Consider the following 25,388-nt stretch of genomic DNA (forward strand, 5'->3'; position numbering starts at 1 on the left):
GGGGCGCCCGTGCCCCAGATAAACAAAAGTTTTTTGCTTCTTTTTTTCAAAAAAGAAGCCTTCCTTCCCCCTCACGCCGCCATCCCAAACGCCGCCAGCATCCGCGCCTCCGCCCGCATCCCGCGATGAAAGCAATTCATCTCGAATTTCTCGTTCGGCGAATGAATGCAATCATCATCCAGCCCAAATCCCACCAGCAGCGTCTGCAACCCTAACTGCCGCTCGAACGCCTCCACCACCGGAATCGAAGCGCCGCACCCGGCCAGCACCGGCGCCTTGCCGAACTCATCCGCCAGCGCCTGCCGCGCCGCCCGCACGAACGGCGCATCGATCGGCACCATCAGCCCCGGCGATGCGCCATAGACCTGAAAATGCGCCTGCGCATCCGGCAGCAAGCGCTGCTGCACGAATTCGCGAAACCCGTCGATCACCCGCGCCGGGTCCTGCCCCGGCACCAGCCGGAACGTCAGTTTCGCCCCCGCTTCGGCCGGAATCACCGTCTTGCTGCCATCCCCCTGATAGCCGCCGAAAATCCCGTTGATCTCCGCGGTCGGCCGCGCCCAGTTCTGCTCCAGCACCGAAAACCCGTGCTCGCCGCTCGCCTGTTTCAATCCAATCCCGCCGAGCCAACCCGCCTCGTCGAATCCGGTCGCCCGCCACGATGCCAGCACATCGGCCGGAATTTCGGCAATCCCGTCATAAAACCCCGGAATCGCGATCCGACCCGTCGCATCGAACAAATCGCCCAGAATCCGCGTCAGCGCGCGGATCGGGTTGAGCGCCGGCCCGCCGAACAACCCCGAATGCAAATCGCGGTTCGGCCCGGTGATCTTCACCTCCACCGCCGCCAGCCCGCGCAAACTCGTGGTGATCGCCGGCGTATCGCGGTTCCACATGTTGGTATCGGCCACCAGCACGAAATCCGCCGCCAGCGCCGCCCGCTCGGCCTCCAGCATCGCCTCGAGCGAAGGACTGCCGCACTCCTCCTCGCCTTCGAGCAGCACGGTCAGATTGACCGGCAACCCCCCATTCACAGCCAGATGCGCGCGGATCGCCTCGAGCACCATCATCACCTGGCCCTTGTCATCCACCGCCCCGCGCGCCACCACGCGCGGCCCGCCCGGCCCATCGACCAGTTGCGGATCGAACGGATCGGCATGCCACAACCCGATCGGGTCGGCCGGCTGCACATCGTAATGCCCATAGAACAACACGCGCGGCGCATTGCCGCCGGCATGATGATGCGTCGCGATCACCCCGGGCAAACCCGCCGTCTCCGCCAGCCGCGCCTCGAATCCCATGCCGGCCAGCAGATCGCGCATATGCCCGGCGGCACGCATGCAATCGCCCTTATGCGCCGCCTGCGCGCTGATCGAAGGGATGCGCAACAAATCGAACCACCGCGCCCGCGACGCATCGATATTGGCATCGATATGCGCCAGAACCGCCTCGATCGATGAATTGTTCATTGCCCACCCCCTTGCTTATGGTCGATGAGAGATAGTCGCGGCAGGTTGAACAGGGAAGGGCAGGGGATGAGCGGATTTACGTTGCGGGCCCATGAAAAGGACGATGCCGCGGCCACCGCCGCCCTGCTGATGCGCCCGGCGGTCCGCCACGGCACCATGGTCTTCGCCCCCTACACCCCGCTCGCCTTCGCCACCGAGCACATGGCGGCACCGGTCAACGGCGCCAACATCGTCGCGGTCAGCGATGCCGATGGCGCGGTGATCGGACACATCGCGCTGTTCCGCAACACCAGGTTCCAATCCCACAGCGCCTGGTTCGGCATCGCCGTGCACGAAGACTGGTGGCGCCGCGGCGTCGGTGCCGCCTTGATGACCGCGATGCTCGACACCGCCGACAACTGGCTCGGCCTCACCCGCATCACGCTCAACGTCTTCACCGACAACGCACCCGCCATCGCGCTCTACCGGAAATTCGGCTTCGAGATCGAAGGCACCATGCGCCGGCAGATGTTTCGCGACGGCACATTCGTCGATTCCCACGCCATGGCCCGCCTGATCGACCCGCCGCACTATGTCGCCACGCCATGAACGACCTCGCCATCCGCGCCCGCGAACCATCCGATGCCGCCGCCATTGCGGCCCTGATGAACCTCCCCGGCGTCCGCCACGGCACGCTGCGCGTACCCTTCGTGACCACATCCTTCGCCGAAACCTGGGCCACCGGCCCCGCCGACACCTGTTTGCTCGCGGTGCGGCACGACACCATCATCGGCGCCACGGCGCTGATGCGGGGCCGCGACCGCACCGCCCACACCGGCTCGATCCTGCTCTTCGTCCACGATGCCCATATCAACACCGGCGTCGGCACCGCCCTGCTCACCGAAGTGCTCACCCTCGCCGATACCGTCCGCGGCCTCCGGCGCGTCAGCCTCACCGTCAACGCCGACAATCACCGTGCCATCCACCTCTACCGCAAATTCGGTTTCGAAACCGAAGGCATATTGCGCGGCGATATCCTGCGTGACGGCGTCTTCATCGACAGTATCGCCATGGCACGGCTGCGCTTCTGACGTGGCCCAAACCCAGCCTCGCCCGCTGTTCCGAACGCGTCACGCGGGTCGGCTGACCTATGCCGCACGCCCCGCCGTCAGAACAATCCCGCCCCGGTCAACCCGCCATACACGCCGAGCGCCGCGGTGATCACCGACAGAAAAATCGTCAGCCCCATGTACCAGCCCTTGAGCTTCAAATGCGCCGGCAAGGCATAAAGCCCCAGCATCACCAGAAACCCCAGCACCAGCGGCAGCAGCAGCGCGTTCATCACCTCGACCGCGATGTTCAGAATGACCAGGTTCGGCACCACCGCGACCAGCACCGCGCCGACGATCAGGCACGCCGCATAGACCCCGTAAAACCATTTCGCCTGCAACGGATGATCCTCGAGCGAGCGACGATACCCGGCAACCTCGCCCAACCCCCACGCCAGCGCGAGCGATGCCACGATCGCGGCGACCAGCCCGGCCCCCAGCACGCCGATCCCGAACACCAGCTTCCCCACGGTAACGCCCAGAAACGGCGTCAGCGCATTGGCGATGTCGCCCACCGAATTCAGGCTCGCGGTCGGATCGTGCCGGCCGATCGTCGCCGCCGTCGCCACCAGCACCGCCGCCATCACCAGCTGCGTCACCACCGCCCCGATCGCGGTATCCCAGCGCGCGTATTTGAAATCGGCCGGCGTGAGTTTCTTGTCGGCCACCGCCGACTGCTGATAGAAAATCATCCACGGCATGATCACCGCCCCGATATTCGCCGCCACCAGATACATATACCCGGCATTGCCCAGCGCGGGGCGGAACGTCTGATCCGCAACCGCGGTCAGGCTCGGATGCGAGACGAAGGCGATGCCGAAAAACACGAATTCGAACAGCCCCAGCGCAATCGCCACCCGCTCGACCCGGCGATACGATCCGGTAAACGCCACCACCAGCAGAAACACCACCGCCAGCGTCAACGTCACGCCGCGCGGCACGCCATACAGCTCGCCCACGCCGGCCACGCCGGAAAACTCCGACAGCAGCGCCCCCACCGTCGCCACCGCGAGTCCGGCCGCCGAAAGCCAGGCCCAACCCTTGCCGAACGTATCGCGGATCAACTCGCCATGGCCCTTGCCGGTGAAAATGCCGAGCCGTACCGTGAGTTCCTGCACCACGTACAAAATCGGCATCAGAATGAACTGCAGCAGCAGCAGCCGGTAGCCCCACGCCACCCCCGATTGCGACGCCGTGATGATGCTGCCGACCTCGGTATCGGCCAGCATCACCACCAGCCCCGGCCCGAATACCGCCAGAAACGGCAGGCGCCGGCGGCGTTGCTGCGGACGTATGGTGGTCTGCGACAAGGCGATCTCCTGATTTCAACAGTTGAGAATTATTCTCATTTGCTTGGGTCCCGGATATCGGACTGCTGCGGTCCTGTCAACGCGACGGCAACCGGCCGCAGCCTGCGCCCCGGCACCGATCGGTTGACATCCCCCGGGCTGCGGCGGAAATGCCAGACATGATCGAAATCCGCCTGCACAACACCAAAACACGGCGCCGCGAGCGCTTCACCCCGATCGATCCGGCGCATGTGAAACTCTACGTCTGCGGCCCCACCGTGTACGATCGTGCCCATATCGGCAACGCCCGCCCGGTCGTGGTGTTCGATGTGCTGGTGCGCCTGCTGCGCCACCTGTATCCGCGCGTCACCTATGTCCGAAACATCACGGACGTCGAAGACAAGATCAACGCCCGCGCCCGGGAAACCGGCGAGTCGATCGCGGCGCTCACCGCCCGCACCACGGAATGGTACCATCGCGACATGGCGGCCCTGGGCGCCGCACCACCCGATATCGAGCCGCTGGTCACCACCCATATCGACGACATCATCGCCCTGATCACCCGCCTGATCGGCAACGGCCATGCCTACGAGGCCGAAGGCCACGTCCTGTTCGCCGTCGCCTCCGACCCCGATTACGGTGCCTTCTCCGGCCGTAACCCCGAGGAACTGCTGGCAGGTGCCCGGGTCGATGTCGCCGCCTACAAGCGCGATCCCGGCGATTTCGTGCTGTGGAAACCATCGGGCGACGATCTCCCCGGCTGGAACAGCCCCTGGGGCCGCGGCCGGCCGGGCTGGCACATCGAATGCTCCGCGATGATCTGGAAGCATCTCGGCGAAAATTTCGACATCCACGGCGGCGGCGATGACCTGATCTTTCCGCACCACGAAAACGAAATCGCGCAATCGACCTGCGCCTTCCCCGGTTCGGGCTTCGCCAATTACTGGCTGCACAACCGCATGCTGCTGGTCGATGGCGAAAAAATGTCGAAATCGCTCGGCAATTTCATCACGCTCGAACAGGTCCTCGCCCGCGCGCCGGGCGAAGCCGTGCGGTTCCTGCTGCTGAAAACCCATTACCGCAGCACGCTCGATTTCACCTGGGCCGGGCTCGATGACGCGAAGCGCGAACTCGATCGCTTCTACCGCGCCCTGCAGAAACACCCCGACGCACCCGCGCCCACCGAACTCACGCCCGTCGTGCTGGACCGCCTGGCTGATGACCTCAACACCCCCGGCGCGATCGCGGCCCTGCACGGCCTGGCCGATGCCGCTCTGGGCGGCGATCCACTCGCCGCCTCGAAAATGCAGGCGACCGGCGCCCTGCTGGGCCTGTTCAACGTCAGCCCCGCCGCCTGGTTCCAGGCACCGGACGGGACCGACCCCGATCGGACCACCGCGACGATCGACCAGTTGATCGCCGAGCGCATCGCAGCCCGCCGCGCGAAAAATTTCGCCCGCGCCGATGAAATCCGAGCCGAACTCGCCGCCCGCCGCATCATCCTCGAAGACAGCGCCGCCGGCACCACCTGGCGCCGCGCATGACCGCGCGCGACGAAGGTGCCGACCTCCGCCCGATCGATCCGTCGCCGGTCGTCATCCTGATCCGCCCGCAACTGGCCGAAAACATCGGCTCGGTCGCCCGCGCCATGGGCAATGGCGGGCTGTTCCACCTGCGCCTGGTCGCCCCGCGCGACGGCTGGCCGCAGGATCGCGCCATGCGCACCGCTTCGGGCGCCTATCGCATTCTCGAAGCCGCCACCGTGCATGAAACCGTGGCCGATGCGGTGGCCGATCTGCACCGCGTGTTCGCCACCTGCCCACGGCCGCGCCATATCGTGAAACCCTTGCTCACCGCCCGCGGCGCCGCCGCCGAACTGCGCGCAATCGGCAATCGCGGCCTGCGCATGGGCCTGCTGTTCGGCCCCGAACGCGCCGGCCTCGACAATGACGACATCGCCCATGCCGACAGCCTGATCCGCTATCCGCTCAACCCCGCGTTCATGTCCCTCAACCTCGCCCAGGCGGTGATGGTGATGGCGCATGAATGGTGGATGGCGTGCGATGCGACGCCGGCGCGCGACATGATCACCCATAAAACCCATGTCGCGACCAAAGGCGAGCTGGAAAACTTCCTCACCCACCTGATCGCCGAATGCGACGCCTCGGGCTTTCTGCGCAACGCGCCGAAACGCCCCGGCATGGTCCGCAACATCCGTCATTTCTTCCAGCGCGGCGAAGTGACGGAGCAGGAATTGCGCACCCTGCACGGCATCATCACCGAGCTTGCCCACGGCCGTCCCGGCCCGCGCGACCACGGAGCACCCGAACATGGCTGAACCCCGCACCGAGCATTGGGATGCCGCCTACCGCCGCACCGCGCCCGACCGGCTGAGCTGGCACGAGGCTTCGCCCGCCGTCTCACTCGCGATGATCGATGCGTGCAGCCTGCCGCCGCGCGCCTCCGCGGTCGATGTCGGCGGTGGCACCGCGCAACTCGCCCCCGCGCTGGTCGAACGCGGCTTCGGCGCGGTCACCGTGGTCGATCTGTCGCGGCAGGCGCTCGATGCCGCCCAGGCCGCCCTCGGCGCGGCGGCGGCGCGGATCGACTTCGTTTGCGCCGACATCACCCACTGGATCCCCGGCGAGCGGTTCGACCTCTGGCACGACCGGGCGGTGTTCCATTTCCTGACCGATCCGCACGACCGCGACCGCTACATCGCACTTGCTACAGAATCGGTGCGCCCGGGCGGGTTTCTCATCCTCGCGACCTTCGCCCCCGAAGGGCCGGAACGATGCAGCGGCCTGGCCGTGCAGCGTTACAGTGCGGACGATCTGGCCGCCCGGTACGCCCCTGCCTTCGTCCTGCTCGACCACAAGACCCACACCCATGTGACGCCCGCGGGGGTTTCGCAGGTGTTCACCTATGTGCGATTACAGCGTCATGCGTCGGATTGACCGCGCCACGACAATCACCACAAGGGAAACGCCATGAACCGCAACGATCATGACAGTCTCGGGACCATCGAAGTTCCGGACGAGGCATATTGGGGCGCCTCCACCGCGCGCGCCCTGCGCAATTTCCCGATCTCCGATCTCACGATCGGCCAGCACCGCCATCTGATCGTCGCGCTCGCCATGGTCAAGCTCGCCGCCTCGCGCGCCAACGCGCGGCTCGGCAAGCTCGACCCCGTGATTGCCGAAGCAATCGCCACCGCCGCCAATGAAATCATCGAGGGGCGGTTTCACGATCAATTCCCGGTCGATGTCATCCAGGGCGGCGCCGGCACCTCGACCAACATGAACATGAACGAGGTGCTGGCCAACCGCGCCTCGGAATTGCTCGGCGGCGCGCGCGGCGATTATCGGGTGCATCCCAACGATCATCTCAACATGTCGCAATCGACCAACGACACCTACCCGACCGCGGTGCGCCTCGCCGTGCTGCTCGGCAAGGACGCGCTGAGCCAGCGGCTCGATCAGCTTGCGACATCGTTCGAGCGCAAATCGGGCGAATTCGCCACCATCGTCAAACTCGGCCGCACCGAAATGCAGGATGCCGTGCCGATGACTTTGGGCCAGGAATTCGGTGCCTTCGCCAGCACGATCCGCGAAGACATCCAGCGGCTCGATGAAGTCGCCAAACTGCTGACCGAAATCAACCTCGGCGGCACCGCCATCGGCACCCGCATCAACGCCGATCCCGCCTATGGTCCGTTCGCGATCGAATCGCTCTCGCGCATCAGCGGCATCGAATTCACCCAATCGTCGAATTTGCTTGAAGCCAGCTGGGACATGGGCGGCTTCATCATGTTTTCCGCCGTGCTCAAGCGCATCGCCACCAAATTGTCGAAGATCGCGCATGATCTGCGCCTGCTCTCCTCGGGCCCGCGCGGCGGCTTCGGCGAGATCAGCCTGCCCGCCCTGCAACCCGGCTCCTCGATCATGCCCGGCAAGGTCAATCCGGTCATCCCCGAAATGATCAGCATCGTCTGCTTTCAGGTGATCGGCCACGACCTCGCCATCACCATGGCGGCGGAAGCGGGGCAACTGCAATTGAACGCGTTCGAACCGCTGATCGCGCATAACACGCTCAACAGCATGAAACTCATCCGCAACGCCGTCGAAGTGTTCGCAACCCTCTGCGTCGATGGGATTCAGGCGAACGAGGCGAATTGCATGAAGCATCTCGAAGCCAGCACCGCGACGGTCACCGCCTTGGTGCCGTTCATCGGCTATGAGCGGGCCTCGGCACTGGCGAAAATCGCCCTCGCCACCGGCCGCACCGTGCGCGAGCTCGCCGGCGAGGCGATGCCCGGAGCCGATCTCGATACCATTCTGGATGCGAAATCACTGGTGGGCGAAGTGCTGCGCAGCCAGGGCGCGCTGCCGTGAAACCGCTTGCAATCGTCACGAAATTCTACAACGAGCCCGCTTATCTGCCGCTCTGGCTCGGCCATTACGGCCGGCAGGTCGGGCTCGCGAATTGCTACCTGCTCGATCACGGCACCAATGATGGCTCGGCCCACGCACTCGGTGCCGCCAACGTCATCCGGCTGATCCGCTCACCGCAGGACGATAACCACCATCTGCGTCTGATCCGAACCATGGCCACGGCCCTGCTGCGGCGCTATCGCTATGTGCTGCATGTCGATCTCGATGAATTCGTGGTCGCCGACCCGGCCACCTATGCCTCGCTTGCCGATTACGCACAACGTTGTGAAACCGAACTGATTTCGATGATCGGCCTCGAACTCCAGCACATCCCCGACCGCGAAGCCCCGCTCGACCCCGCCCGGCCGATCCTCGCCCAGCGCCGGCACGTCTGGTTCAACAGCGCGCTCTGCAAACCCAATTTCACCCGCGGCCCGCTCGACTGGTCCCCCGGCTTTCACTGCATGAAGGCGGACACCGTGTTCGACGACCTTTATTTGTTTCATCTTCGTTATGTCGATCGCGACATCGGCCTGCAGCGCCTGCGCCGCTCGCGCAACCAACCCTGGTCGCACCCCGATCAGGCCAGACACCAGCGCCTCGCCGATGAAGACTGGCTTGCGATGCTGCATGGCTTCGCCAATCCCGACCGGCTGAGCGATGTCACGGCCGAACGCCAATCGGCACCGCTGCGCGCGCATCTCGACCGCGTGATCCAAAGCCGCGCCGGCCGCGAGACGCAGGATTACCGCATCGATCTGGGCATTCACAGTGCCGCACTCTGGCGCACCGCCGACCGGTTCTCGACGATCTTCTGAAGAATGTTATCAATCAACAATGACCGATGATGACGACCCCGCCGCCGAACCGCGCCTGCCGCTCTATCTGCGGGTGAAGCGCGACATCGCGGCCCGCGTCGCCGCCGGCACCTGGGGCACCGATGGCCGGCTGCCCTCCGAACATGAACTCACCGCCGCCTTCGGCGTCTCGCGCATGACAGTGCATCGCGCGCTGCGCGAATTATCGGCCGAAGGCATCGTCTCACGCGTGCAGGGTGTCGGCACCTTCGCGATGGAACGGAGGCCGCGCCAGGAGTTTCTGCACATCCACGACATCGCGGAAGACATCACCGCGCGCGGGCATCGCCATCGCATGGCGCTGATCGCGCTCGAGGCGGTGCGCGCCCTGCCGGCCCAGGCGCTCGGGTTTCAGCTGCGCCCGGGCTCGAAAATCTTTCACTCCACCGTCCTGCATTTCGAGGACGATGTGCCGGTGCAACTCGAAGACCGCTTCGTCTCGCCGCGCTTCGCGCCGCATTATCTACAGGCCGATTTCACCGCGCAGACCACGGCGCGTTATCTGTTGAGCCTGGGCCCCGCCACCGAAGTCGAGCACACCGCCTATGCGGTGACACCGGCCGCGCCGATCCGCCGCCTGCTCGAACTCGGCCCGGGCGATGACCCGGCCTGCCTCGTGCTGCTGCGCCGGACCTGGAGCAACGGCATGCCGGCGACGCAGAGCGAATTCATCCACCCGGGCTCGCGCTACAGCCTCGGCAGCCAGTCCGGCACCGTGCCTAGCGGGTGAGAAACGGCAGATCGAGGTCATGGCTCCGCGCGCATGCGATGGCGGTTTCATACCCCGCATCGGCATGGCGCATCACGCCGCTCGCCGGGTCGTTCCACAGCACGCGCGCGATCCGCTGGGCCGCCGCCGCGGTGCCGTCCGCCACGATCACCATGCCGGCGTGCTGCGAATACCCCATGCCGACGCCACCGCCATGATGCAACGAAACCCACGTCGCACCGGAGGCGCAATTGAGCAGCGCGTTCAACAAAGGCCAGTCCGAGACGGCATCCGATCCATCGCGCATCGCCTCGGTCTCGCGGTTCGGGCTTGCGACCGAACCGGAATCCAGATGATCCCGCCCGATCACCACGGGTGCTGACAATTCCCCCGAGGCGACCATCTCGTTGAACGCCAACCCCAGCCGATGCCGGTCTCCCAGCCCCACCCAGCAGATTCGTGCAGGCAGGCCCTGGAACGCGATGCGCTCGCGCGCCAGATCGAGCCAGTGATGCAGATGCGGATTATCGGGGATCAGCTCCTTCACCTTGGCATCGGTGCGGTAGATATCCTCGGGATTGCCCGAAAGCGCCGCCCAGCGGAACGGGCCGATGCCGCGGCAGAACAGCGGGCGGATATAGGCCGGCACGAAGCCCGGAAAGTCGAACGCGTCGGCCACACCGGCATCTTTCGCCATCGCGCGGATGTTGTTGCCATAATCGAGCACCGGAATCCCGCGCCGCCAGAAGCCGAGCATGGCGCGCACCTGGTCCGCCATCGAGCGCTTCGCCGCTTCCGTCACACCGGCCGGATCGCTGACGCGCCGATCCTCCCACGCCGCGAGGCTCCAGCCGGCGGGCAGATAGCCGTTGACCGGATCATGCGCGGAGGTCTGGTCGGTCACCATGTCCGGGCGAATGCCGCGCGCGAGAATTTCCGGGAAAATTTCAGCAGCATTGCCGAGCAACCCGATCGAGACCGGCTTGCCGCGCGCGCGCGCCTGCTCGAGCATCGCCATCGCCTCATCGAGTGTGCGGGCCTGCGCATCAAGGTAGCGGGTGCGCAACCGCATATCGATCCGCGCCGCCGAGCATTCCACCGCCAGCATCGAAGCGCCCGCCATGGTCGCCGCCAACGGCTGCGCGCCGCCCATGCCGCCGAGGCCGCCTGTTAGTATCCACCGCCCGGCGAGATCGCCGTTGTAATGCTGCCGGCCGGCCTCGACGAAGGTTTCATACGTGCCCTGCACAATGCCCTGCGAGCCGATATAGATCCACGATCCGGCCGTCATCTGGCCGTACATCATCAACCCTTTGCGATCGAGCTCGTTGAAATGCTCCCAATTCGCCCAGTGCGGCACCAGGTTGGAATTGGCGATCAGCACGCGCGGCGCATCGGCATGGGTGGTGAACACGCCGACAGGTTTGCCCGATTGCACCAGCAGCGTCTGGTTGGAGTCCAGATTGCGCAGCGCGGCCAGAATCCGGTCATAGCTCTCCCAGTCGCGCGCGGCCCGGCCGATCCCGCCATAGACGATCAATTCCTCCGGCCGCTCGGCGACATCGGGGTCCAGATTGTTCATCAGCATGCGCAGCGGCGCCTCGGTCAGCCACGATTTCGCGCTCAGCGTGGTGCCGTGCGGCGCGCGAATAACACGAGCGTTATCAAGCCGGGTCTGCATGGTCGCACTCCGTTAGGATGATAGATCGTGATGAAGGCAGGCGTCGAACAACTCGCGCAACAGCGCGCGCATCGGCGCGGCACGCGCGGCGTCATAGGCGGTCGGCCAGTTGTCCTGCGTAATCGCGCCATCCGGCTCGTCGATATAGCCGCGGCATGCAAGTTCAAGCTGCACGGCATGCACCCCGCCGGCCGGATCGCCGTAATGCCGCGTGATATAGCCGCCCTTGAACCGCCCGTTGGTGATGTGGCTGAACCCGCTCGCGCCACAGCGCGCGGCCAGCACCGCCAGCAGAGCGCGCGATGCCGAGGCGCCGTCGTTCGTGCCCAGATTGCACACCGGCAGCACGCCTTCGAACAGGCGCGGGATGACCGACCGGATCGAATGGGCATCGAATAACACGACGTTGTCGTGTATCGCGCGCAACCGCGCGATCGCCTGCCGCAAGGCCGCATGATAGGGCGCGAAATAGCCGGCCAGCCGTTCGGCAATCTCATCATCGTCCGGTGGAGCGCCCGGATGGTACAGCGGCCGCCCATCGAAATCCTCGGTCGGGCACAGGCCGGTGGTCGCCATGCCGGGATAGAGCGACACACCGCCCGGATCGCGATTGACATCGATCACGCTGCGCGAGATTGCCGTACGGATGATGGTGATATCGAGATCTTCGGCGAAATCGTAAAGCTGCGGCAACCACCAATCGGCATCCGCCTGCGCCTGCCAGCGCGAGACGTAGCGATCCGCCAGTGCGGCGGGAATTTCGATGCCGGCATGCGGAATGCTGAGGATCAGGCGTGAATTGCCGGGGCGGATGGTCAGAAATGCAGGATCGCTCATGCGAAATCGCGCTCCAGAACCGGCAGTTCGTCACAAGCGACGTGGCGGACGAGTTGATTGCCCGCCACCAGTGCGCGCGCCGCGGCGATGTCGGGTGCCAGCAGCCGGTCATCGCCCAGTTCCGGCACCGCCGCGCGCAGCAAGCCATGCGCCCGTCCCAGCATGTCGTTGGTCCGCAACGGTGCCAGGCAATCGAGCGCCTGGCAGGCGACCAGATATTCGATGCCTAGCACCGAGGCCAGATTGCCCGCCATCCGCAGGCTGCGCAGCGCACCATGCGTCGCCATCGAGACATGATCCTCCTGATTGGCCGAGGTCGGAATCGAATCAACGCTGGCGGGATGCGCCAACATCCGATTTTCCGAAACCAGCGCCGCCGCCGTGACATGCGCGATCATGTAGCCCGAATTCAACCCGGGCTTGCGGGTCAAAAACGCCGGCAGGCCGGAATGCGCGGGATCGACCAGCATCGCAATCCGCCGCTCCGCGATCGAGCCGGCCTCGGCGATCGCGAGCGCTAACAAATCGGCCGCGAACGCCACCGGTTCGGCGTGGAAATTGCCGCCCGAAATCACCTCGTTCGTGTCGGCGAACACCAGCGGATTATCCGAAACGCCATTGGCCTCGATGGTCAAACTTCGCCGCACCTGCGCGAGCAGGTCGAACACGGCGCCCATCACCTGCGGCTGGCAGCGCAGGCAATACGGGTCCTGCACGCGCGGATCGCCGGTGCGGTGGGAGTCGCGGATCGGGCTCGCCGCCATCAGGCTGCGCAGCGCGCGCGCCACTGCAATCTGCCCGGCGTGGCCCCGTAAAGTATGAATCCGCTCATCGAACGGCGCGTCCGAACCGCGTGCCGCATCCGTGCTCAGCGCGCCGGTGATCAGCGCGGCACGGCACAGATCATCCGCCTCGAACAAGCCGACCAAAGCGATCGCGGTGGAGACCTGCGTGCCGTTCAGCAGCGCGAGACCTTCCTTCGGCCCGAGTGTCACCGGCGCGAGCCCCGCCTCGCTGAGCGCCTGGGAGGCCGGCTTGCGCACACCCGCCACCAGCACATCGCCGATCCCTAACAATCCGCAGGCCAGATGCGCGAGCGGCGCGAGATCGCCCGATGCGCCGACCGAACCCTGCGCCGGAATGATCGACATGATGTCATGCGCCACCAGCGCCAGCAGCGCATCGAGCGTCTCGGGTCTGATGCCAGAAGCCCCTTGCGCCAGGCTCGCGATTTTCAGAATGAGGATCAGCCGTACCAGCTTCGGCGGCAACGGATCGCCCACGCCGGCGGCATGCGAGAGCACCAGATTGCGCTGCAAAGTCGCGAGATCGGCGCGGTCGATCCGCGTCGAGGCAAGCAGGCCGAAGCCGGTGTTGATGCCGTAGACAGCGTCATCCTTGCCGACGATACCCGCAACCACCGCGGCGCTCGCAGCGACACCCGCACGGCACGCGGGATCGAGCGTGAAATCCGCCCCATCATACAGCGCGCGCCAATCGCCATAGCGCATCGCGCCGGGCTTCAGGACCATCATCGATCATTGCCTTTCAGAACGCGCCGGTACAGCGGCGCCGGGCCGATCCAGGCCAGCACCTCGGCGAGGGAGTCGACCGACCAGATCGCAAGATCGCAGGATTTGCCTTCGACGATCGAACCGGTCTCGCTGGCGATCCCCAGCGCCCTGGCCGCGTTGATGGTGATGCCGCGCCACGCCTCATCGAAGGTCAGGCCGAACAGGACGCAGGCCATATGGGCGGACAGGCGCAGCGACATGATCGGCGAGGTGCCGGGGTTGCAATCGGTTCCCACCGCGATCGCGCACCCCGCGCGGCGCATCGCGCCAACCGGCGGGGCCGTGGGTTCGCGCAGCACGTAATACGCACCCGGCAGCACCACCGCGACGGTGCCGCGCGCCGCCATCGCCGCGATGCCCGATTCCGAGGCGTATTCCAGATGATCCGCCGACATCGCGCCGTAACGCGCCGCGAGCGCCGCACCACCGCCTTCGGCGAGTTGATCCGCGTGCAGTTTCACCGCCAGCCCATGCGCCGTGGCGGCGGTGAACACCCGCTCGATCTCGGCGGGCGTGAAGGCGATGGTTTCGCAGAATCCATCGACCGCATCGGCCAAATCTTCACGCGCGATCAGCGGGATCATGTGATCGCACACCAGATCGAGATACTCCGCCCGCGCCCGATCCGGCGGTATGGCGTGCGCGCCAAGATAGGTGGCCGCCACGCGCATCCGCCCGGTTGCACCCAATGCGCGCGCGGTGCGCAGCACGGCAAGTTCGGTTTCGACATCGAGACCATAGCCGGATTTGATCTCGATCGTGGTGACACCCTCCGCCTCCCAGGCGGCAAGCCGGTGCGATGCCGCGGCATACAGCATGGCCGGGTCAGCGGCGCGGGTCGCGCGCATGCTGGCAACGATGCCGCCGCCCGCCCGCGCGATATCGGCATAGGATTCGCCCGCGAGGCGGCGGGCGAATTCATCGGAGCGGTCGCCCGCGAAGATCAGATGGGTATGGCAATCGATCAACCCCGGCGTCACCCAGCGCCCACCGCAATCGATGGTTTCCGTCGCGGTGATGGCGCCCATCGCGGCACGCGCCCCGCACCAGACGATCCGCCCGTCCTTCGCCGCGATCGCGCCGTCGTGAATGATGCCCAGTCCCGCTGCATCGGCCGGGCAGGTCGCGATATGGGCGTGAGTCCAGAGGCGGTCGCAGTGCAAATTTCTGCTCCTGACAAGATCGAACGAGTTGTATATACAACCGGTTCGGATTTCGGTTCAAGCCGGATTGTGGAGCAAAACGATGGCGCAAAGTTTGTGGTTCGCCTGGGCCTGGCTGACGGATGGCTGGCAGCCGGATGTCGCCGTCACGATCGATCATGCCGGCATCATCACCGGTATCACCACCGGGGCAGGGCAGGGCGGTTGCGACATCGTGCCCGGCATCGCGATGCCGGGCCTCGCCAACCTGCACAGCCACGGGTTCCAGCGCGCGATGGCCGGCCTAGCCGAGCGTGGCAACCGGCCGGGCGAGGATTTCTGGTCGTGGCGGCATGTGATGTATCAGGTGGTCAACGCGCTCGATGCCGACGAGATCGAGGCGGTCAACACGATGGCCTATGTCGAGATGCTGCAGGCCGGTTTCACCACGGTCGGTGAGTTTCACTACGTCCATCACGACCCCACCGGCACGCCTTACGCCAGCCGCGCCGAACTGGCGGGGCGGGTGATCGCCGCCGCCCAGGCGAGCGGCATCGGCCTGACGCTGCTGCCTTGCCTGTACAGCGCCGGCGGCATCGGCCGCGACGCCGAGCCGGGCCAGCGCCGCTTCATCAACGATCGCGATGCGTTTCTGCGCCTGCATGACGATACCGCTGCGCTGTTGCGCGCCGCGATGCCGCAGGCCGTGCTCGGCGTCGCACCCCATTCACTGCGCGCGGCAAAGCCCGCGGATGTCGCCGCGATCGGCCGGCTGTTTCCGACCGGCCCGATCCATATCCACGCCGCCGAACAGATGATCGAGGTGGATGATTGTATCGCCTCCCTCGGTGCGCCGCCGGTCGCCTGGCTGCTCGATCATGCCAGGGTCGATCAGCGCTGGTGCCTGATCCATGCGACGCATCTGACCGCCGCCGAGACCGCGCGGCTTGCCGCCAGCGGCGCGGTCGCCGGTCTCTGCCCGCTGACCGAGGCCGATCTGGGCGACGGGATTTTTGCCGGCCCCGCGTTTTTCCAAGCGGGCGGGCGGTTCGGCATCGGCAGCGACTCACTGATCCGGATCGATGCCGCCGAGGAGCTGCGCCAGCTCGACACCTCGCAGCGCCTGCGCGACCAGCGCCGGGTGGTGCTCAGCCCGCACGGTTCGGCCGGTGAGGTGCTGCTGCGCGGTGCCTGGCAGGGCGGCGCGCAGGCGATGGGTCAGCCGATCGGCGTGCTCGCGGTGGGCAACCGCGCGGATATCGTGGTGCTCGATCACGCCGGTAGCGATCTGGCGGCGCTGCCGCCGGCGCGCTGGTTCGACCAATTCGTGTTCGTCGGCGGCACGCGGCTGATCGATCGGGTCTACGCGGGCGGGCGGCTGGTGGTATCGGGCGGCCGGCATCACGCGCAGGCGCCGGTCGCGGCGCGGTTCCGCGCGGTGCTGCGCCGCCTGACCGATACACTGGCGGGTTAAGCCGCCGCATCCTCGATCAGCGCGTGCACCGCGGCCGCGCCGGTTGCGGCCAGCGCCGCCGCGGCCAGATCCGCGCAGGCGCGGCTGTCGGTGGCGCGGACCGCCCGCTTGATTTTCAGCACCGCACCGCCATGCATCGACAACTGCCGTAGCCCGAGGCCGATCAGCAGTGGCACCGCGCCGGTGCGGCTGGCCAGCTCGCCGCACAGCGAGACCGGAATCCCGGCCTGCCGCGCTGCCTCGATCGTCATGCCGATCAGCTTCAGTACGGCGGGATCGAGCGGATCGTAAAGCGCGACCGTGCCGGCGACAGCGCGATCGACCGCGAGCGTGTACATCGTCAGATCATTGGTGCCGATCGCAAAAAACGCCGCCTCGCGCGCCAGCGTGGCCGCGTTCAGCGCCGCCGCCGGTGTTTCGATCATCACGCCCAGCGGCGGCGGTTCGGCCGGCAGCCGGATCTGCGCCGCCTCCAGCCGACGCCACACCAGCCGCATCGCCTGGCGCACCGCGGTCAGCTCGGTCAGGCAGCAGACCATCGGGATCATGATCCGCACCGGGCCGAACGCGGCGGCGCGCAGCAATGCCGCAAGCTGGGTTTCGAGCAAACTCCTGTGGTGCAACAGCAGCCGCACGCCACGCAGCCCCAGGGCCGGGTTGGCCTCGCGCGCGTTGGGGATCAGCTCCGCACCCGGCCCGTCCGATTGCTTGTCCCCGCCCCAGTCGAGCAGGCGGATCGTCACCGGGTCGCCGTCCATCGCCAGCACCGTCTCGCGGTAGGTGGCGAACTGGCGGTCTTCATCGGGCAGGGTGTCCTGGTTCATGAACAGGAATTCGCTGCGCATCAGGCCGATGCCGGTGGCGCCCGATTGCGCGACCATCGGCAGCTCGAACGGCAGTTCCAGATTGGCGTGCAACTCGATCGGCACATGGTCGAGCGTTTCCGAGGCGAGCCGCCGCAGCCGCCCGAGGCTGCGCTGGCCGCGGGCGAACACCGCGCGCAGGCGCGCCGCCTCATCGAGGCTGGCCGGACTCGGGTTGACGATCAGCGTGCCGGCCTCGCCATCGAGCACGACCACGGCATCCTGGCGCACCGCGGCGAGCAGACCGGCGATGCCCAGCACCGCGGGCACGCCGATCGCGCGCAGCATGACGGCGGTATGATCCTCGGCGGAACCCTCTTCGGTGGCGATGCCGGCGAACTGCGCCGGGTTGATCAGCGCGGCATCGGCCGGGCGCAGCCGTTCGACCACCAGCACGCTGCCCTGCGGCAGATCGGCGAAGCTGCGGAACGGCAGGCGGGTCAGATTTCGCAGCAGGCGCCGGCCGATATCGCGAATTTCATCGGCCTGCCGCGCGGCGGCGCCATCATCGCCATAGCGCGGGCCATGACGCACGGCCTGGGCCTGATCCTCGGTGACGTCGATTACCGCCGTCGCGGCGGAGACCAGCCGTTCAGCGATCGCGGTGCGGATTGCACGCATCAGTCGCGAGTTACCGAGCATATGGATATGCGCATCGAGCAGCGGTGCGATTTCGGCCTGAGCGGCATCCGGCAGCCCGGCGAGGCGTTCGTTCAGCCGGCTGAGTTGCTTGCGCGACTGGGCTGCCGCCGCTTCGAACTGGTGGAGTTCTGCGGCAATGTCGGTCGCGGCGATTTTCTGGCGGATCACCGCGAGCGCCGGTTCGTCGGCGAGGGTGACCGCGCCGATGCCGATGCCCGGCACGATCGGCGTGCCGGCCAGCCTGGTCTGGCGACGGCCGCGCGGGCCGGCCGGTTTCATGGCGACTCGATGGCGTTCATTCTGTAACAATACAGACGCGCAAGGCGATTGCAAAATAAAGATGCAATCGCCGGTTTGATGGGCAGATGCGCGCGATCAGCCGGTTTCGTAGAACCCCGCATCGATCAGCCCGGCCACGGCGGCCAGGGCTTCCTTGGCATCCCAGCCGTCGGCGGCGATTTCGATCACCGAGCCCTGGCCGGCGCCCAGCATCATCAACCCCATGATCGATTGCGCCGAGACGGACTGGCCGTCGCGCGAAATCTCGACCGAGGCGCTGAATTTTTCGGCGAGCGTGACCAGTTTGGCCGCCGCGCGCGCATGCAGGCCGCGGGCGTTGCAGATTGTGGCGGTCTGCACCAGGCGTGTCGATGAAGGGCCGCCGTCTTCAGACATGACGAGGCTCAGCCGCAGGCGCGGCGCGGCGAGATCGTATGCACCACTTCCGAACCGCAGGCGATGTATTTGCGCCCGGCCGCCTCGGCGATATGGACCGCATCGGCCAGCGTGTGCGTACCGCGGATTTTCGCGAGCTTGACCAGCATCGGCAAATTCACCCCCGCGATCACCTCGACATGCGAGCGATCGAGCATCGACATCGACAGATTGCACGGCGTGCCGCCGAACATATCGGTCAGCACGACCACGCCGTCGCCGGTATCGACCTCGGCCACCTTGGCGGCGATTTCGATTCGCTGGGTTTCGATATCGGCGTCCGCTTCGACCGACACGGTTGCGACATTGCGCTGCGGCCCGACCACATGCTCCATGGCATCGCGCAGCGCGACGCCGAGGTTGCCATGGCTGACCAAAACGAGGCCGATCATTTCGACGCTCCGCTCATAAAATGTCTCCGAACTTCGCCCGATTTTCCGGGCGCCGAGGGCAGGTTTGCCGCCTTGCGCCGCACCGATGGCGCCGAACTGGCGGTCTGGTCGGCGTTGGGGCCAGTCATTGTGGTATTCAAGTCACGCCCGCTGATCTCGGACCGGATGGCGGTGTGGTCGATCTGAACCACCCAGCTCTGCGATCGCAGGATGTCCCCCAAGGCTTCGATCGAAGCGACCGAGCGGTGCCGCCCGCCGGTGCAACCGATCGCAACCATTGCGTATTTTTTGCCTTCGCGCACAAAGCGCGGCAGCAGGAATTTGACCAGACCCGCGACACGGTCGATGAATTCGGCATAATCCGGATCGGTTTCAATATAGGCACGAACCGGTCGATCCAGCCCGGTCTGCGGACGCAGGTCCGGTATGTAGTGGGGGTTGCGCAGAAACCGCGCATCGAACACCAGATCGGCCTCGCGCGGAATGCCGGCCGGAAAGGCAAACGAGGCCAGCGTGATGGCAAGCCCCGGATTATTGGTGCCGAACCGCGTCTCGATCATCTGGCGCAGGGTGGCGAGCGGCAGGTCGGACGTATCGACGACCCAATCGGCCGCGTCGCGCAGCGGCCGGGTGAGCGCCTGCTCGGTCGCGATGCCTTCCCGCACCGTGCCTTGCAGCGCGAGCGGATGCCGCCGCCTCGTCTCCGTGAAGCGGCGTTGCAGCACCTCGTCCGAAGCGATCGCGAAGATCAGCTCCGGCTGCACGACATGCGTCAGTCTCAGGCGGGCCAGAGTATCGAGGATATCGGCGGCCGAGAAATCGCGATTTCGCGCATCGAGCCCGACGGCGAGTGGCTTTGCCGCGCCGATCAATGTTTCGACCAGCCGCAACGGCGGATTGTCGACCGCCTCGTAGCCAAGGTCCTCGAGCGCCCGGAGCACCGAATTCTTGCCCGCCCCCGATAGGCCACTGACCACGATCAGTCTGGGATTGGGCGTGCTCATGCCGCGAAGGCACCGCAGTACTGGGTTTTTCGGCCGCAGATCGCATCGAGGGCCCAGGCGATCTTGATGGCCGCGCTCGGTGCGCGAGGATCGACGGTGAGGGTCGCGATGTTCAAGGCGGGGTCGGCCACGGGTGCGGGAAGCCGGACCGCCTCGATCCCCAGCGTGACGATCAGCCGCAGGTGCGCACTGGCCTGGCACGGCACCTGGAAAATGCCGACCCCCCGCACTTCCAGCAGGCCGCTCAACGGCGTGGCGGCGCGGATCCGGGTGTTTTCGATCACGAGCTGGTCATCGCCGACCAGCGAAAAGCCACGATCGAGCAGTCGCAACAACAGGTCCGATTTGCCAGATCCCGGCGAACCGAGCAGCAGTATCGCATCATCGCCAAACGCAGCGCAGGACCCGTGAACAGACATCGTCTGATGATTGTGGCAAGTTTCAGGGTGAAACAAAAGGGGGAGGTCACACAGTTAATTCCAAATCTTTATGATTCTGTAAGATATTGCCCGCAAAATTTCCGGTAACCGCGGGCCGCTGCCGGTGTTGGATGGTGCCGCGGCGCCCGCTGAAGGGCATGCCAGCGGCCTGGAACCGGTTCGAACTCTTGCCTAGACGGCACGGCATTCGCCATAGATCGCAGCCGAAGCCAAGGAGAGCAGCGTGACGCCAACCAAGCCGGTTCTGATCGTGGGCGCCGGATTTTCGGGTGCCGTGCACGCTCGGGTGCTCGCGGAGGCGGGCTATCGGGTCGATGTGATCGATATCAGGCCGCATATCGGCGGTAATGCCTATGACCATGTCGACGCCAACGGCATCCGGGTCCATGCCTATGGGCCGCACCTCTTTCATACCAAAAACAAGCCGATCGCCGATTGGTTGCGCCAATTCGGCACATTCGTGGACTATACGCATAGGGTGCGGGCGCGTTTGCCCAGCGGCGTGATGGCGCCGTTGCCCATCAATCTCGATACCGTCAATCTGGTGTTCGGCACGTCCTATACGACACCGGAGCAGGTCGCCGAGCACCTCGCTCGCGTCGCCGTTCCGATCGCGGAACCGGCGAACGCGGCGGAATATCTGTATGCCCATATCGGCCGCGATCTGACCGATCTGTTTTTTCGGCCCTATACCAAAAAAATGTGGGCGTTCGACCTTGAGGACATGGCGGCGGCGGTGGTCAAGCGGATTCCCCTGCGCAGCGACCGGACCGATACGTATTTCGCGGATGACGAGATCCAGATGATGCCGCGTGACGGGTATACCGCGGTCTTTGAACGGCTGTTCGATCACCCGCTGATCTCGGTTGCCCTCACGACCGCTTTCGATCGCGGCATGCTTGCGGGTTATGCCTTCTGTTTCAATGCGATGCCGATTGATGCCTATTTCGATTTCAGCGAAGGCGAACTGCCCTACCGCTCGATTCGCTTCCACACGCGCACGATCGCCGATGCGCCGGCGCAGGATTGGAGTGTGACGAATTATACCGACGCGGGATCGTTGACCCGCGAGACGCGGTGGGATTGCCTGCCGCACCACATCGTGCACGAAACCGGACGGCGCACGATCACCGCCGAGGAACCGTGCGACTATCGCGACAATCATCGCGAACGCTACTATCCGGTGAAGACCGCGGACAACCGCTTTCAAGCGATATACAGCAAATACAAGGCGATCGCTGATGAATCCTTGCCTCGAATGTCATTTATCGGCCGGTGCGGCACGTATCAGTATCTCGACATGGATCAGGTGATCAACCAATCACTGAGCACCGCGCGCCGCTGGATCGCTGCCCGCGCATGACCGCGATCGACCCGGGGTCCAATATGCCAAGCTCGTAACGTCGCCGCAACGCTCCCGAAACGCCCGCTGGTGGAATGTTGCATGGGCGGTGGGTCACTGTCATGTCTTGAACCGGCTTGAGAATAGGATTCGTGTATGCCGGCTCGACGCCGCGCGATCATCGCTGGTCTTGCCGTCGCGCCCTGGGCGCTGCGGTGTCGCGGCGCATCGGCGATGCCGTCGAGCTTCGCACCCCTCGTCCGCCAGGTGGCGCCCACGGTGGTCGGCGTCGCGGTAACCCAGTTCGACGGACAGCCAAGCCCCTCACCGCCGATCATTTCACAAGCGCGGCCTGGACCGCAGGGTTACGCCGGCGCGACCGCGGTGAGCAAGGCTGCGGGATCGGGGTTCATCGTAACAAGGTCCGGCATCATCGTCACGAACAACCACGTCGTCGGCGATGCGCAGCGCATCATCGTGACGCTCGATGATGGTCAGCGCCTGCAGGCGCGGGTGATCGGGACGGATCAGCTGACCGATCTGGCGATCATCAAGGTCGAGGCGGGCCGGCCGCTGCCGCAGATCACCTGGGGCAATTCGGCGCATATGCAGGTGGGTGACTGGATTCTGGCGGCGGGCAATCCGTTCGACCTCGGCACCTCGTTCACCGCCGGCATCATCTCGGCGCGCGGCCGCCAGATCGGCGATGGGCCGTTCGATCATTTCCTGCAGCTCGATGCGCCGATCAATCCCGGCAATTCGGGCGGACCCTCGTTCGACATGAAGGGGCACGTGATTGGCGTGAATACCGCCATCGTCTCGCCCTCCGGCGGGTCGGTCGGCATCGGTTTCGCCATACCATCGAATATGGCGCGCCGCATTGTCGAAGCCCTGATTGCCCATGGCACCATTCCGCGCGGCTGGCTGGGGGTCTCCGTCAGCGATCTGCCGTCCGGCCAACCCGGCGTGCGCCTGACACGGGTGGATTCGTCGGGGCCGGCCGGGGCGGCCGGATTGCAACCCGGTGACATTGTGATGGCGATTAACCATTTGCCGGTCAACGATGCGAGCGCGCTGATCCGCGCCATCGCATCGGTGCCGCCGGGAACGGTGGAACATCTGCGGATGGATCGGGACGGTCGATTGTTCGACCTTTCAGTAACGGTCGGCCGAAGGCCGGCGGAATTGGGGAGTGACTGATGCGTATACTCATTGTGGAAGACGACAAGGACGTGGCCGGTTTCGTGGTCAAGGGTCTGCGCGAAGCCGGCCATACGGTTGAACACGCCGATAACGGGCGCGATGGGCTTTTCATGGCGGCATCAGAGAATTTCGATGCGATCATTCTCGATCGGATGCTGCCCGGCGGGATCGACGGATTGCGCCTGCTCGAAACCCTGCGGGCACAGGATAATGCGACGCCGGTGATGTTTCTCTCGGCCCTCGGTCAGGTCGATGACCGGGTGAAGGGGCTCAAGGCCGGGGGCGATGACTATCTGACCAAGCCGTTCGCTTTCGCTGAACTGCTCGCGCGGGTCGAGGCGATGTCGCGCCGCGGCAAGGGCGAGGGGCCGACGACACGGCTCAACGTCGGCGATCTGGAAATGGATCTGCTCTCGCGTGGCGTGAAGCGCGCGGGGCAGAAGGTCGATCTGCAGCCGCGTGAATTCCGGCTGCTGGAATATCTGATGCGCCATGCCGGCCAGGTCGTGACCCGCACGATGCTTCTGGAAGGCGTGTGGGATTATCATTTCGACCCGCAGACCAATGTGATCGACGTGCATATTTCGCGCCTGCGACAGAAAATCGACAAGCCGTTCGAGGCCCCGCTGCTGCACACGGTTCGCAACGCTGGATACATGCTGCGCGTAGAGGAGCCCTGAGGCCGTCGTGTGAGCATCACCACGCCCATCGCATCCGAAGCGAAACCCGCCGGAGCAAGGCCGCCGAAACGCCGGCGGCTGCTTCGCTCGGCGGGGGTGCGCTTTGCCATCCTGTATGCGCTGGTGTTTGGCGTTTCCACCATCCTGCTTGCCGCGTCGCTGCGCTACTCCACGATCGGCCTGCTCGACCGGCAGACCCATGAAGCCATTCGCAGCGATGCCCGTGCCCTCGCTGCCCATTTCAAGACCGGCGGCTTGCCGGCGCTCGTGCTGACGCTCGACACGAGGATCAACGAAGACATCAACGAAAACGCGATCTATCTGCTGGTCGACCCGCTCGGCAACCGGGTTGCGGGCAACATGAGCCGCTGGCCCACCGGTATTTCCATGCCGAACGCGTGGTACCAGGTGCCCGTGGAGCGCGCCGGAAAACGGTCGCACGCGCTGATGCGCTATTACGAACTTCCAGGCGGTTTTCAGCTGCTGGTCGGGCGCGACGTCAGCACCCGCTCGCAATTGCGCCGCGTACTGCGCGACGGGCTGATCTGGGCGCTCGCCGCGATGCTGTTGCTCGGCACGCTCGGCGCGCTGGTGATCCGCGGGCTGTTCAAGCGCTCGCTTGCCGATATCTCCGCAACCTCCCGCGCGATCGCCCGCGGTGACCTGACGCAGCGGGTCCGCCGCTCCGGCCACGGCGATGAATTCGACGAGCTGGCCGAAACCATCAACGATATGCTCGACCGCATCACCCGCCTGATGGATGGGGTGCGCGAAGTTTCCAACTCGATCGCGCATGATCTGCGCACGCCGATCACCCGCGCCCGCGCGCGATTGGAAGATGCTGTCTCCCACGCGCGGACCGAGGATGAACTGCGCGGCGCGGTCGATCGTGCCACCAGCGAACTCGATGGGGTGGTCAAAGTGTTCCAGGCGTTGCTGCGCATCGCCGAGATCGAGGCCGGTGCGCGCCGCTCCGCTTTTGCCAGCATCAATCTCACCCCGGTGCTCGAAGACCTCGCCGAGTTTTTCGAAGCGGTCGCCGAAGAGCGGCACATCACGATCGATACCGCCTGGCCGCTGGAGCTGCCGATGGTGGGCGATCGTGACATGATCCAGCAGGCGATCGCGAACCTGCTCGAAAACGCGATCAAGTTCTCCCCGCCCGATCATCAGGTTTCGGTCTCGGCACGCATGGATGCCCAGCAGATCGAAATCCACATCGCCGACCAGGGCCCCGGCATCCCCGAAGCCGACCGCCCGCGGGCGACCGAACGGTTCTACCGCGGTGAACAAGCCCGCTCGACCCCTGGCACCGGCTTGGGCCTCGCCCTGGTGGCCGCCATCGCCCATCTGCATGGCGGCGTCCTCAGGCTGGACGACAACCGCCCCGGACTGCGCGCGGTCCTGGTACTGCCCCGCCGCGCCCTCAACCCAGAAGCCACACTGCGCATCAAATTATGGGCCCAGACAATGCGCAAATCCGAAATCGCACCACCCGGGCCTGAGTGAGCCGCTTGGGGTTAGGTGCCTGGGGTAAGTAAGGCCAGGGCTCTCC

General features: G+C 65.7%; 24 protein-coding genes. 13 read left to right on the top strand and 11 right to left on the bottom strand.

The window, feature by feature from the left end:
- Positions 1-71: 71 nt before the first annotated feature.
- The gene (locus AruPA_RS05560; protein WP_265635648.1) at positions 72-1,469 is read right to left on the bottom strand and encodes a dipeptidase; all 1,398 of its coding nucleotides are present in this window, start codon (positions 1,467-1,469) and stop codon (positions 72-74) included.
- 24 nt (positions 1,470-1,493) lie between these two features.
- On the opposite strand from AruPA_RS05560, the gene AruPA_RS05565 reads away from it, so the two are divergent.
- Positions 1,494-2,057: a GNAT family N-acetyltransferase gene (locus tag AruPA_RS05565; RefSeq protein WP_265635649.1), complete on the top strand. Its 564-nt coding sequence runs from the start codon at positions 1,494-1,496 to the stop codon at positions 2,055-2,057.
- A complete protein-coding gene (locus AruPA_RS05570) occupies positions 2,054-2,539 on the top strand; it encodes a GNAT family N-acetyltransferase (protein WP_265635650.1) in 486 nt (161 codons plus the stop codon). Before AruPA_RS05565 ends, AruPA_RS05570 begins: the two co-directional genes overlap by 4 nt.
- A 77-nt stretch (positions 2,540-2,616) precedes the next feature.
- Here the strand turns inward: AruPA_RS05570 and AruPA_RS05575 are convergent, their stop codons facing one another.
- Complete coding sequence (locus AruPA_RS05575) at positions 2,617-3,867, bottom strand: NRAMP family divalent metal transporter (RefSeq protein WP_265635651.1); 1,251 nt, start codon at positions 3,865-3,867, stop codon at positions 2,617-2,619.
- Positions 3,868-4,025: 158 nt separating this feature from the next.
- Here AruPA_RS05575 and cysS point away from each other — a divergent pair, with 158 nt between their 5' ends.
- From cysS to hutC, 6 genes are read left to right on the top strand one after another with little or no spacing between them, the layout of a single operon-like run.
- The gene (gene cysS, locus AruPA_RS05580; protein WP_265635652.1) at positions 4,026-5,390 is read left to right on the top strand and encodes a cysteine--tRNA ligase; all 1,365 of its coding nucleotides are present in this window, start codon (positions 4,026-4,028) and stop codon (positions 5,388-5,390) included.
- Complete coding sequence (locus AruPA_RS05585; RefSeq protein WP_265635653.1) at positions 5,387-6,184, top strand: RNA methyltransferase; 798 nt, start codon at positions 5,387-5,389, stop codon at positions 6,182-6,184. The genes cysS and AruPA_RS05585 overlap by 4 nt, the downstream gene beginning before the upstream one ends.
- Positions 6,177-6,803: a trans-aconitate 2-methyltransferase gene (locus AruPA_RS05590; RefSeq protein ID WP_265635654.1), complete on the top strand. Its 627-nt coding sequence runs from the start codon at positions 6,177-6,179 to the stop codon at positions 6,801-6,803. The genes AruPA_RS05585 and AruPA_RS05590 overlap by 8 nt, the downstream gene beginning before the upstream one ends.
- 33 nt (positions 6,804-6,836) lie before the next feature.
- Positions 6,837-8,240 (top strand): aspartate ammonia-lyase, encoded by a 1,404-nt coding sequence (locus AruPA_RS05595; protein WP_265635655.1) that lies wholly within the window; start codon positions 6,837-6,839, stop codon positions 8,238-8,240.
- Positions 8,237-9,097 carry a glycosyltransferase family 2 protein gene (locus AruPA_RS05600; protein ID WP_265635656.1) on the top strand — a complete coding sequence of 287 codons (861 nt, stop codon included), beginning with the start codon at positions 8,237-8,239 and terminating at the stop codon, positions 9,095-9,097. Before AruPA_RS05595 ends, AruPA_RS05600 begins: the two co-directional genes overlap by 4 nt.
- 19 nt (positions 9,098-9,116) lie before the next feature.
- Positions 9,117-9,866: a histidine utilization repressor gene (gene hutC, locus AruPA_RS05605; RefSeq protein WP_265635657.1), complete on the top strand. Its 750-nt coding sequence runs from the start codon at positions 9,117-9,119 to the stop codon at positions 9,864-9,866.
- On the opposite strand, the gene hutU is transcribed toward hutC, so the two are convergent.
- The 4 genes from hutU to hutI are packed head-to-tail and all read right to left on the bottom strand — an operon-like array spanning position 9,856 to position 15,100.
- Positions 9,856-11,526 carry a urocanate hydratase gene (gene hutU, locus AruPA_RS05610; RefSeq protein WP_265635658.1) on the bottom strand — a complete coding sequence of 557 codons (1,671 nt, stop codon included), beginning with the start codon at positions 11,524-11,526 and terminating at the stop codon, positions 9,856-9,858. The genes hutC and hutU overlap by 11 nt on opposite strands.
- Positions 11,527-11,538: 12 nt before the next feature.
- Entirely contained in the window at positions 11,539-12,363 is an 825-nt protein-coding gene (gene hutG / locus AruPA_RS05615; protein WP_265635659.1) for an N-formylglutamate deformylase, read from the bottom strand.
- Complete coding sequence (hutH, locus tag AruPA_RS05620; RefSeq protein ID WP_265635766.1) at positions 12,360-13,895, bottom strand: histidine ammonia-lyase; 1,536 nt, start codon at positions 13,893-13,895, stop codon at positions 12,360-12,362. Before hutH ends, hutG begins: the two co-directional genes overlap by 4 nt.
- Positions 13,895-15,100 carry an imidazolonepropionase gene (gene hutI / locus AruPA_RS05625; protein ID WP_265635660.1) on the bottom strand — a complete coding sequence of 402 codons (1,206 nt, stop codon included), beginning with the start codon at positions 15,098-15,100 and terminating at the stop codon, positions 13,895-13,897. The genes hutH and hutI overlap by 1 nt, the downstream gene beginning before the upstream one ends.
- Positions 15,101-15,182: 82 nt before the next feature.
- Here hutI and AruPA_RS05630 point away from each other — a divergent pair, with 82 nt between their 5' ends.
- Entirely contained in the window at positions 15,183-16,553 is a 1,371-nt protein-coding gene (locus tag AruPA_RS05630) for a formimidoylglutamate deiminase (protein WP_265635661.1), read from the top strand.
- Here the strand turns inward: AruPA_RS05630 and ptsP are convergent.
- The 5 genes from ptsP to AruPA_RS05655 all read right to left on the bottom strand — a co-directional run bounded on the left by ptsP (position 16,550) and on the right by AruPA_RS05655 (position 20,587).
- Positions 16,550-18,337, bottom strand: a complete 1,788-nt coding sequence (gene ptsP, locus AruPA_RS05635) for a phosphoenolpyruvate--protein phosphotransferase (RefSeq protein ID WP_265635662.1) — start codon at positions 18,335-18,337, stop codon at positions 16,550-16,552. The two genes, AruPA_RS05630 and ptsP, sit on opposite strands and share 4 nt — an antisense overlap.
- A 96-nt stretch (positions 18,338-18,433) precedes the next feature.
- The gene (locus AruPA_RS05640) at positions 18,434-18,733 is read right to left on the bottom strand and encodes an HPr family phosphocarrier protein (RefSeq protein ID WP_265635663.1); all 300 of its coding nucleotides are present in this window, start codon (positions 18,731-18,733) and stop codon (positions 18,434-18,436) included.
- Positions 18,734-18,741: 8 nt separating this feature from the next.
- Positions 18,742-19,164: a PTS sugar transporter subunit IIA gene (locus AruPA_RS05645; RefSeq protein ID WP_265635664.1), complete on the bottom strand. Its 423-nt coding sequence runs from the start codon at positions 19,162-19,164 to the stop codon at positions 18,742-18,744.
- Positions 19,161-20,168 (bottom strand): RNase adapter RapZ, encoded by a 1,008-nt coding sequence (gene rapZ, locus AruPA_RS05650; RefSeq protein ID WP_265635665.1) that lies wholly within the window; start codon positions 20,166-20,168, stop codon positions 19,161-19,163. The genes AruPA_RS05645 and rapZ overlap by 4 nt, the downstream gene beginning before the upstream one ends.
- A complete protein-coding gene (locus AruPA_RS05655; RefSeq protein ID WP_265635666.1) occupies positions 20,165-20,587 on the bottom strand; it encodes an HPr kinase/phosphorylase in 423 nt (140 codons plus the stop codon). The genes rapZ and AruPA_RS05655 overlap by 4 nt, the downstream gene beginning before the upstream one ends.
- A gap of 244 nt (positions 20,588-20,831) precedes the next feature.
- On the opposite strand from AruPA_RS05655, the gene AruPA_RS05660 reads away from it, so the two are divergent.
- The 4 genes from AruPA_RS05660 (at position 20,832) to AruPA_RS05675 (ending at position 25,342) form a co-directional block, all read left to right on the top strand.
- Positions 20,832-21,971, top strand: coding sequence for a UDP-galactopyranose mutase (locus AruPA_RS05660; protein WP_265635667.1), 1,140 nt, complete (start codon positions 20,832-20,834; stop codon positions 21,969-21,971).
- Between the two features lie 135 nt (positions 21,972-22,106).
- The gene (locus AruPA_RS05665) at positions 22,107-23,150 is read left to right on the top strand and encodes a S1C family serine protease (protein ID WP_265635668.1); all 1,044 of its coding nucleotides are present in this window, start codon (positions 22,107-22,109) and stop codon (positions 23,148-23,150) included.
- Complete coding sequence (locus AruPA_RS05670) at positions 23,150-23,833, top strand: response regulator transcription factor (protein ID WP_265635669.1); 684 nt, start codon at positions 23,150-23,152, stop codon at positions 23,831-23,833. The genes AruPA_RS05665 and AruPA_RS05670 overlap by 1 nt, the downstream gene beginning before the upstream one ends.
- A 9-nt stretch (positions 23,834-23,842) precedes the next feature.
- Positions 23,843-25,342: an ATP-binding protein gene (locus AruPA_RS05675; protein ID WP_265635670.1), complete on the top strand. Its 1,500-nt coding sequence runs from the start codon at positions 23,843-23,845 to the stop codon at positions 25,340-25,342.
- Positions 25,343-25,388: the final 46 nt, after the last annotated feature.

Source organism: Acidiphilium sp. PA, assembly GCF_026191915.1.
Taxonomy (GTDB): Bacteria; Pseudomonadota; Alphaproteobacteria; order Acetobacterales; family Acetobacteraceae; genus Acidiphilium.

What these genes read in the sequence shown, in the direction of transcription:
- AruPA_RS05595 (WP_265635655.1), top strand. Translation starts at nt 6,837, where the DNA reads ATGAACCGCAACGATCATGACAGTCTCGGGACCATCGAAGTTCCGGAC.
- AruPA_RS05560 (WP_265635648.1), bottom strand. Translation starts at nt 1,469, where the DNA reads ATGAACAATTCATCGATCGAGGCGGTTCTGGCGCATATCGATGCCAAT.
- AruPA_RS05655 (WP_265635666.1), bottom strand. Translation starts at nt 20,587, where the DNA reads ATGTCTGTTCACGGGTCCTGCGCTGCGTTTGGCGATGATGCGATACTG.
- AruPA_RS05590 (WP_265635654.1), top strand. Translation starts at nt 6,177, where the DNA reads ATGGCTGAACCCCGCACCGAGCATTGGGATGCCGCCTACCGCCGCACC.
- cysS (WP_265635652.1), top strand. Translation starts at nt 4,026, where the DNA reads ATGATCGAAATCCGCCTGCACAACACCAAAACACGGCGCCGCGAGCGC.
- hutC (WP_265635657.1), top strand. Translation starts at nt 9,117, where the DNA reads ATGACCGATGATGACGACCCCGCCGCCGAACCGCGCCTGCCGCTCTAT.
- rapZ (WP_265635665.1), bottom strand. Translation starts at nt 20,168, where the DNA reads ATGAGCACGCCCAATCCCAGACTGATCGTGGTCAGTGGCCTATCGGGG.
- AruPA_RS05665 (WP_265635668.1), top strand. Translation starts at nt 22,107, where the DNA reads ATGCCGGCTCGACGCCGCGCGATCATCGCTGGTCTTGCCGTCGCGCCC.
- ptsP (WP_265635662.1), bottom strand. Translation starts at nt 18,337, where the DNA reads ATGAAACCGGCCGGCCCGCGCGGCCGTCGCCAGACCAGGCTGGCCGGC.
- AruPA_RS05585 (WP_265635653.1), top strand. Translation starts at nt 5,387, where the DNA reads ATGACCGCGCGCGACGAAGGTGCCGACCTCCGCCCGATCGATCCGTCG.
- hutU (WP_265635658.1), bottom strand. Translation starts at nt 11,526, where the DNA reads ATGCAGACCCGGCTTGATAACGCTCGTGTTATTCGCGCGCCGCACGGC.
- AruPA_RS05630 (WP_265635661.1), top strand. Translation starts at nt 15,183, where the DNA reads ATGGCGCAAAGTTTGTGGTTCGCCTGGGCCTGGCTGACGGATGGCTGG.
- AruPA_RS05570 (WP_265635650.1), top strand. Translation starts at nt 2,054, where the DNA reads ATGAACGACCTCGCCATCCGCGCCCGCGAACCATCCGATGCCGCCGCC.
- AruPA_RS05640 (WP_265635663.1), bottom strand. Translation starts at nt 18,733, where the DNA reads ATGTCTGAAGACGGCGGCCCTTCATCGACACGCCTGGTGCAGACCGCC.
- hutG (WP_265635659.1), bottom strand. Translation starts at nt 12,363, where the DNA reads ATGAGCGATCCTGCATTTCTGACCATCCGCCCCGGCAATTCACGCCTG.
- hutH (WP_265635766.1), bottom strand. Translation starts at nt 13,895, where the DNA reads ATGGTCCTGAAGCCCGGCGCGATGCGCTATGGCGATTGGCGCGCGCTG.
- AruPA_RS05565 (WP_265635649.1), top strand. Translation starts at nt 1,494, where the DNA reads ATGAGAGATAGTCGCGGCAGGTTGAACAGGGAAGGGCAGGGGATGAGC.
- AruPA_RS05645 (WP_265635664.1), bottom strand. Translation starts at nt 19,164, where the DNA reads ATGATCGGCCTCGTTTTGGTCAGCCATGGCAACCTCGGCGTCGCGCTG.
- AruPA_RS05670 (WP_265635669.1), top strand. Translation starts at nt 23,150, where the DNA reads ATGCGTATACTCATTGTGGAAGACGACAAGGACGTGGCCGGTTTCGTG.